This is a genomic window from Streptomyces sp. NPDC047079, assembly GCF_040643755.1.
GTDB lineage: Bacteria > Actinomycetota > Actinomycetes > Streptomycetales > Streptomycetaceae > Streptomyces.
In genome coordinates this window covers 58,785-67,375 of sequence record NZ_JBEYUZ010000001.1, presented here as the reverse complement: position 1 = coordinate 67,375, position 8,591 = coordinate 58,785, and the positions used below count along the sequence as shown (strand labels likewise).

Here is an 8,591-nt window from a genome sequence, read left to right as displayed (position 1 = left end):
AGGTCAGGGGGACGCCGGGGCCGAGTTCTTTGTGTCCGAGGGGTCCGTACCGTCGTCTCCCGAGGTGGCCAGCCATGCGCCCACTCCGACCGCCGCCAGCAGCGCCGCCGCCGCCGCGCCCAGCGCGATCCGGCGGCGGCGGGCCTGCGCGCGGTGGCGGGCGGACCCCGGGCGGGGAGCTCCCGTGGCCCGGGGCGCGCGGGCCGTGCCGCGGGCACCGCCCGCCAGCTCGTCCGGTCCCGGCACCCGCATCGACGTATGGGTGTCACGGTTGGAGTCCGGCTTCGCCCCCGGCACCAGCGGCACCGCCCCGCGCCGCACCCTGGCCACCGCGGGCTCCCCGGGCGCGGCCGCCTCGAGCGGCTCCTCCGTCGGCTCCGCGTCCGGCTCGTCGACCTCCAGCGGCGGCATCCCCGCCAGCAGCGGCAGCTGCTCCCGCAGCCGCGACGCCAGCTCCGAGGCCCGCAGGCGGGACGCGGGTGCCTTGGCCAGGCACTGTACGAGCAGCTGCCACAGCTCTTCGGGGATGCCGGGGAGGGGGACCACGGTCTCGGTGACATGGCGGCGGAGCACCGCCCCGGGGTGGCCGCCCCCGAACGGCGTGAAACCCGCCAGCAGCTCGTACAGGACCGTCGCCAGCGCGTAGATGTCCACCGCCGCCCGTGGCGGCAGCCCCTCCACGATCTCCGGCGCCAGGTAGTCCGGAGTGCCGATGATCTTGGTCGCCTTGGTCCTGCGGGGCGAGTCGATCAGCTTGGCCACGCCGAAGTCGGTCAGCAGCGCCGGGTGCGAGCCGCCCGGGCCCAGCGGCCCCTGCATGTCCAGCAGCACGTTCTCCGGCTTCACGTCCCGGTGGACGATCCCCGCCGCGTGCGCCGCCGCCAGCCCGTCCGCCACGTCCGCCGCGATCGCCACCGCCGCCTCGGGCGCGAGGCGGCGCTCCCGCTCCAGGCGGGTCCGCAGGTCGGTGCCCCGGACCAGGTCCATGACCAGCGCCAGGTCGTTGCCGTCGACCACCAGGTCACGTACCGACACCACGTTCGGATGGTCCAGCCCCAGCAGCGCCGTGCGCTCCTGGACGAAGCGGCCCACGAGCTCCTGGTCGGACGCGAGGTCCTCCCGCAGAAGCTTGATGGCGACGGGACCGTCCGGTCCCTCGCCCAGCCACACCGTGCCGGCGCTCCCCCGTCCCAGGATCTGGTTCGCGGTGTACCGGCTGCCGATCTTCCGTGCCAAGACTGCTCCTACTGGGGACACCTGTTGCCGACGCTGCGCCGTTGCGGGGCCGTGGCACGAGCGGCTGACGCCGCGGGCTTCCCGGCCCCGGTCGACAAAACTACGCGTCCGGAGGGGCAACCTTCACCGCCGCGGCGGAAATCACCCCTCAGATGTCGACAAATCCCCAACCTTGCAGCAGGCGAAGCCCAGTTGGCCCCGCTATGCGGAGCCCAGCTTGCCGATCCACCCGGTCACCTTGTCGAACCAGTCGCTCAGCTGCGCCCAGTACGACTTCGTCGAACCGATCCAGTGCTGGAGCGGGCTGAACTCCCAGACCAGCCATCCGGCGACGACCAGGATGACGATCATGAAGAGGCAGCCCTTCAGGCAGCCCAGCCCCGGGATCTTCATCGGGTTGGCGCTGCGCTGGCGCGGGGGCCGCGGCTCACGCGCCGGACGCGGCTCCGGCCGCTGGGGCTGCTGCGGCGCGGGGGCGTACTGCTGCCGCTGGGGCGCGTACTGCTGGGGCTGCTGCTGCGGATAGCCGTACCCGGGCGCCGGCTGCTGCGGCTGCTGCCGCTGGGGGCGCTGCTGCGGGCGTGCCACCTGGCGCTGCGGACGGCGGCGCAGCGGGTCCTCGCCGGGGTCGAGGTACGCCTGTACCTGTGTCTGCTCATTGCGGTCCCGGGCCGCGCGCAGCTGGCTCTGCCAGGGGTGCGGCTCCTCGGGCCGCTGCTGACCGCCGGGCTCGTGCTGCGGCACGGGCGGCATGACGGCCGTCGGGTCGGCGGCTCCGCTGTGGGGCAGGACGGCCGTGGGGTCCGCGGCGCCCGCGGGGCCCTGGGTGTGCGGCAGGAAGCTAGTCGCCGCGTTGGGGTCGTACGTGCCGGCCTGGCCCTGCGAGAGGATCTGCGTGGGGTCGGCGGAACCGGGCACGGGCGCCGGGGCCGGGTCCGGCGCGAGCAGCGCGGCCACGCCTTCCGCGGCGGCGATCTGCGCCGCGTTCGCGTGCACGCCGACGCCCTCGGCGACCACCCGCAGCGCCCGCGCGAGGTTCTCGGCGCTGGGCCGCTCCTCCGGGTTCTTGCGCAGGCAGCGCTCTATCACCGTCCACAGCGGGTCGGGCACCGTCGAGGGGCGGCGCGGTTCGGCGCTCAGGTGCTGGTGGAGGACCTCGAGGGCGGTTCCGCCGGCGAACGGCGGACGCCCCGTGACCAGCTCGTAGAGCAGGATGCCGGCGCCGTAGATGTCGACGGCGGAGGTCTGCGGGCGGCCCTCGGCCGATTCGGGGGCGACGTACGCGGGCGTGCCCACGAACTCGTGCGTGCGCGTGAGACCCGGCGAGTCGGCCAGTCGGGCGATGCCGAAGTCGGTCAGCATCGGGTGCATCTGGCCGTCGTGCTGTTTCAGCAGTACGTTCGCGGGCTTCAGGTCGCGGTGCACGACGCCGTCGGCGTGGCTCACGGCCAGCGCGTCGGCGATCTGCGCCGTGAGCAGGGCCGCGGCGACCGGTGTGAGGGGTCCGTTCTCGCGGAGGTAGCGGTGCAGGTCGGGGCCGTCGACGAGGTCCATGACCAGGGCCAGCAGCTCGCCCTCGACGACCAGGTCGCGCACCCGGACGATGTTCGGGTGGGTGAGCCGGAGCAGGACGGAGCGCTCCCGCAGAAACCGCATCACGATGTCCGGGTCGCTCGCGAGCTCCTCCTTGAGGACCTTGATCGCGACCGTCTCTCCGGGCTGGCCGGGCACGGCCGCCTCGGCACCCGCGGTCTCCCTCTGGCGGGCTCGCCAGACGGTGCCCGTGGCGCCGCGTCCGAGCGGCTCCTCGAGCAGGTACTTGCTGCCTACCGGCCGCACGTCATGCGCTCCCTGCTGCTTGCTTGCCTGGTCCGTACGCCGGCTCCGGTCACCGCTCCCGGTGTGCCGAGCGTGTTCCGACCCACTGTAGTGCCGCGGTAGGCGGCACTCCCTGTTGTCCTGTCGGACGAGGGTCCGGCCGTCTCACGTTCCGCTTCCCGTACATGTTCGAAGAAAAGACGCTCCCCTCGGTCCATTGGTTGCCGCAGCCGGACGTGACCGATCTCAAGCGGACACCGGCCGGGCACTGGTCAGGCACTTTTACGGGCAGAGCCGACCAATCAAGATCACTTGATGCTCGGCGGCGGGCACGTTGTCGGTGGCAGGTGCGAGGATGCATTCCGTACTGGCCGCTGCGCTCATGTGCGGTGGGGGGAGTGCGCGGTGGGGGGACCGCGGCGCGGCTCCGTCCCTTCTGCGCGGGCGCCCGCGCAGAAGGGACCGCTGACGGCAATGCAGATCCGGCTGACCGTCGTAGACCCGCTGGGCCCGCCCCCGGAGTCGCGGGCGCGCGCCGCGAGCTGCGACGTGCTGGTCACCGCGCCCGCCGGTACGGCACTGGCCGCGGTGGCGTCGGGCCTGGCCTCGGCGGTCGGCGCGGCCGGGGGCGCCTCCCCGCCCGAGCGCGGCCGGGAGCCCGGCGCAAGCTCCCTGGTGCTGTACGCGGGCTCCGAGCGGCTGGACCCGCAGCGCTGCACGCTGGGCGAGCCGCCGCTGCTGGACGGGGCGGTGCTGACCCTGGGCGCGCCCGCGGAGCCGGGCCCCGAGCCCGACGAGGACGCGCCCCAGCTTCACGTGGTGGCGGGCCCGGACGCGGGCGGCGTCCATCTGCTGCACGGCGGTGCGGTCCGCATCGGCCGCTCCGCCGACGCGGACGTCCCGCTGGACGATCCCGACGTCTCCCGGCTGCACTGCGCGGTCACGGTCGCCGCCGACGGCCTGGTCTCGGTCTCCGACCTGGGGTCCACGAACGGCACCGTGCTCGACGGCAGGCAGCTGACCGACCACCCGGTGCCGCTGGTCGCCGGGGCGCTGCTGCGCCTCGGCGAATCAGCCCTGCGGCTGGCCCCGCCCGGCGCGGCCCGGTCCGTACGGACGGCGCCGGACGGAGAAGGGCAGGTGCGGATCCTCGGCGAGGAGACTCCGGGGAGCCCGGCGGGTTCCGCACGCCGGGCGGCTGTGCCGGGCGCCCGGGCGGGGAGCGGCGGCGCGGGCGGGGACTCCGGCACCCCGCGGACCCCGGGCCCCGGCAGCACCGCCGGGACCACAGGAGCCATGGGCTCGGACGGCGCCTCGGGGGCCCCGGGCCACGACGGCGCGACCGGCGGCGGGCAGCCGTCCCCGGACGGCCCGGAGCACCGGGCCGCGGACGGCATCTCCTCCGGAGACACCCATCACGGCTTCGGCGTCAGCGCCTGGGGCGCCTCCGACGGGATCGCCCCCGGGGCACAGGAGCACGACCCGGTGGAGCCGCCCATCCCGACGCCCTTCGTGCCCGGGCAGGGCGGAGCCCCGGGGATCGAGCACCGGGGCCCGGCGCCGGAGCCCGGCGCCGAGGGCACCCGCAAGGGGACCCCGCCCCGGGGCACGGACGTGCCGCCGGGAGTGCGCAGGCGCGTCGGGTTCACCGCGTGGGCGCGGCGCCTCGCCGGGAGCCGCGGCGAACAGACCGGCACCGCACGGCAGGGCTTCGACGGCAACCGGGTCACGTCGCCGCCCGCGGCCTTCGCCGCCCGGGCCCCCGAGAAGTGGCCCGACCTCGCGGCGCTGCTGCTCAGCGCGCTCGGCCCCGGGCCGCGGCTGTGGGAGCGCGGCCCCGGACACCCGGAGACGCTCACCGTGCGGTTGGGTACGGCCGACCGTGCGGCGCCGGACGGCGGGGGCCTGCTGCCCGCGGTGCCGGTGACCGCCGGGCTGCGCGAGGTGGGCGCGCTCGGCCTGGCCGGGCCCCGCGCGCGGCTGATGGGGCTGGCGCGCGCTGTGGTGGCGCAGCTCGCCGCGCTGCACTCCCCGGACACGCTGGAGCTGGTCCTGATCAGCGCCGACCGCTCGCGTCCGCTGGAGGAACGCACCGCCGACTGGGCCTGGCTGGGCTGGCTGCCGCATCTGCGCCCGGCCCACGGCCAGGACTGCCGCCTTCTGCTGGCGTACGACCGGGAGCAGGCCACGGCCCGCACCGACGAGCTATTGCGCCGCCTCGAGGACCACCTGACGGACCACACACCCTCCGGTAGCCGTCCCGGGACCACCCACAGTCCGGAAGACACCGGTGGCGCCCCCCGCTCCGGCCCCGGGACCCCGGGCAGCCCCTCCCCCGGGCCGCACGCCGGTCCCGGGGTGCGCGGTGCTCTGCGCCGCCCCTCCTGGGCGCGGGGCGAGGAGGAGGCCGGCTGCGCCTTCCCCGGGCCGTACACCGTGATGGTCGTCGACGGCGACCCAGGCGGCGCCGATGTGCGCGAGGCCGTGGCGCGGCTGGCGCAGGAGGGCACGCGAGCCGGCATCCATGTTCTGTCCCTGGCCGAGGCGCCGTCCGCCTCACCGGCCTCCCCGGTGACGGAGACGTACGAGGCGGCGTGCGCTGCCTCGCCCGCGTTCCGGGAGTGCGGGGCGGTCGCGCTGCTGTGCGGTGACGTGGCGACGGCACTGCGGCTGATGCGGGTCGCGCCGGGAGGGGGCGCGGACTCCGCGCGCGGACCGCGCGCCCCCGTGGGGCACGGCACGGTCGCCGCGGTGGACGCGGTGTCCCCGGCGTGGGCGGAGCGGTTCGCGCGGGCGCTCGCCCCGCTGCGGACCGACGGCGGCGGGGACCGGCACCCGCGGGTGTCGGCGCCGTTGCCCCAGTCGGCGCGGCTGCTGGACGAGTTGGGCCTCGCGCGGGCCACCCCGGCTTCTCTGATGGCGCGTTGGGCCGACGCGCTGGACGACACGAGCTCGCCGGGCGGACGTGCCTGGGCGGTGCTCGGAGCGGGGCCCCGGGGCCCGGTGAGCGTGGACCTGGCCGCCGACGGACCGCACCTGCTGGTGGAGGGGCCGTCCGGCAGCGGGCGTACGGAGCTGCTGCGCTCGATCGCCGCGTCGCTCGCGGCGGCCGAGCGTCCGGACCGGCTGGGGATCGTGCTCGTCGAGGGCGGCGGCTGCGGGCCGAGTGGCGCGGCCGACGGCGAGGGCCTTCGGGTCTGTACGGACCTGCCGCACGTCACCACCTACCTGGCGGCCAACGAACCCGTCCGCATGCGGGAGTTCGCACAGTCGCTCAGCGCCGAGCTGAAGCGCCGCGCCGAGCTGCTGGGGCGGCTCGGCTTCGCCGAGTGGCACACCCAGCGGCAGCTGTCGGGACGGATCGGCCCGCAGCGCACGGGTGCTTCCGCCTCGGGCGATCTCGACTCTCCGCCGAGCACGACCCTGCGCCTGCGGCCGGCGGCAACGCGGCAGGGGTCGGAGCCCGGGCCGCCGATGGCCCGTCTCGTCGTGCTGGTGGACGACCTGGACGCGCTGCTGTCCCCCGCGCTCGGCGCACCGGGTCGCCAGGCGGCCGGGTCGGTCGTGCGGGCCCTGGAGGCGGTGGCCCGGGACGGGGAGCGGCTCGGGGTGCATCTCGTGGCCGCCGCGGGCCCGGGCGGGCGGACGGCGGAGTGGGAGCCGGCCCGCACGGCCTCCCTGCGGATCGTCCTGGACGAGGTGACGCCCGGGCCGGACGAACCGGCGCCGGGACGTGGCCGGTTGACGGCCGCGGACGGCAGAGTGACCCCCTTCCAGGGGGGCCGGATCACCGGACGCATTCCCCGTACGGCGACCCTGCGCCCCACGGTCGTACCCCTGGAGTGGCACCGCATGGGCGACCCGCCCGCGCGCCGCCCGGTCCGCGAACTGGGCAACGGGCCCACGGACTTGGCACTGCTCGCCAGCGCGCTGGAGAGGGCGGCCCGCTCGGTGTCGGCGACGGAGGTGCCCTCGCTGTTGTAGGTCGCGCCGCCCGGAGGGCATGCTGACCCCACGTCACGAGGCGGTCACGATCGCCCCGTTGACGGCGCAGGCGCTCTTGCCGCCCCGATCGACCCCGCGTACACCAGAGCGCACGGGACAGCGCTCGACGTTCGACGAGGAACGAAGAACGGGGCAGTGATGCGCAGTACGAGCAGCACCATCCGGACACACCGGGCCGCCAGGACCGCGGCCGCCGTCGTCGCGGGAGCGCTGGCGCTCTCGCTCACCGCCTGCGGCGGAGGCGACGACGGCAAGAGCGGCGGCGACAAGAGCAGCGGAGGTACGCAGACCGCTACCACCGTCACCCTCCCCAAGCTGAACGGCCGGAGCCTGGAGGTCGCCGCCGTCTGGACCGGCGGCGAGCAGGCCAACTTCAAAAAGGTGCTCGCCGAGTTCGAGAAACGCACCGGCGCCAAGGTCACCTTCGTGCCCGCCCAGGACCCGATCATCAACTTCCTCGGCTCGAAGATCGCAGGCGGCCAGCCACCGGACGTCGCCCTGCTCCCCCAGCCCGGCGCCATCAAGCAGGCCGTGCGGAAGAACTGGGCCAAGCCCCTCGGCCCCGAGGCGCGGGCGCAGATCGGCAAGAACTACTCCCAGGGCTGGCAGGACATCGGCAAGGTCGGCAGCACCCAGTACGCGGCGTACTACAAGGCCGCCAACAAGTCCCTGATCTGGTACAACGCACAGGTTCTCGAGAGCGCGGCAACCAAGGAGCCGACCCGCTGGAATGACCTGCTGAAGGTGGCCCGGGACGTCTACGACTCCGGGGTCACCCCCTTCTCCGTCGGCGGCGCCGACGGGTGGACCCTCACCGACTGGTTCGAGAACGTCTATCTCTCCCAGGCGGGCCCGGACAAGTACGACCAGCTCGCCCAGCACAAGATCAAGTGGACGGACCCGTCCGTGAAGGACGCGCTGACCACGCTGGCGCAGATCTGGGGCAGGAAGGACTACATCGCGGGCGGCCCCGACGGCGCGTTGCAGACCGAGTTCCCCGTCTCGGTCACCCAGACCTTCACCGGAGGCACCCAGCCGAAGGCGGGCATGGTGTTCGAGGGCGACTTCGCGCAGGTCAACATCGGCGAGACCAAGGCGAAGGTGGGCACGGACGCGAAGGTGTTCCCGTTCCCGGCGGTGGGGGGCCAGGCACCCGTGGTCTCCGGCGGTGACGCGGCGGTCGTCCTGAAGGACTCGCAGGCGGCGCAGGCACTGGTCACCTTCCTGGCCTCCCCGGACGCGGCGTCCATCCAGGCCCGGCTCGGCGGCTATCTCTCGCCGAACAAGGCGGTCCCGCTGTCCGCGTATCCCAACGCGGTGCAGCGGAAGATGGCCAGGGCGCTGATCGCGGCCGGCGACGACTTCCGCTTCGACATGTCCGACCAGGCCCCGCAGGCCTTCGGCGGCACGCCCGGCAAGGGCGAGTGGAAGGACCTCCAGGACTTCCTGAAGAACCCGTCGGACATCGCGGGCACACAGGCGAAGCTGGAGAAGGACGCGGCGGCGGCGTACGGGAGCGGGAGCTGACCCGG

4 protein-coding genes are annotated in these 8,591 nt (G+C 75.0%); 2 read left to right on the top strand and 2 right to left on the bottom strand.

Going from position 1 to position 8,591, the window contains the following annotated elements:
* Nucleotides 1-3: 3 nt before the first annotated feature.
* The gene (locus ABZ823_RS00220) at nucleotides 4-1,236 is read right to left on the bottom strand and encodes a serine/threonine-protein kinase (RefSeq protein WP_361652009.1); all 1,233 of its coding nucleotides are present in this window, start codon (nucleotides 1,234-1,236) and stop codon (nucleotides 4-6) included.
* Nucleotides 1,237-1,437: 201 nt separating this feature from the next.
* Entirely contained in the window at nucleotides 1,438-3,075 is a 1,638-nt protein-coding gene (locus ABZ823_RS00215; protein ID WP_361652008.1) for a serine/threonine-protein kinase, read from the bottom strand.
* Nucleotides 3,076-3,528: 453 nt separating this feature from the next.
* On the opposite strand from ABZ823_RS00215, the gene ABZ823_RS00210 reads away from it, so the two are divergent.
* Both ABZ823_RS00210 and ABZ823_RS00205 read left to right on the top strand, forming a co-directional pair.
* A complete protein-coding gene (locus ABZ823_RS00210) occupies nucleotides 3,529-7,038 on the top strand; it encodes an FHA domain-containing protein (RefSeq protein WP_361652006.1) in 3,510 nt (1,169 codons plus the stop codon).
* A 159-nt stretch (nucleotides 7,039-7,197) separates the two neighbouring features.
* On the top strand, nucleotides 7,198-8,586 hold the full coding sequence (locus ABZ823_RS00205) for an ABC transporter substrate-binding protein (protein ID WP_361652004.1): 1,389 nt from the start codon (nucleotides 7,198-7,200) through the stop codon (nucleotides 8,584-8,586).
* The last annotated feature ends 5 nt before the right edge of the window (nucleotides 8,587-8,591 follow it).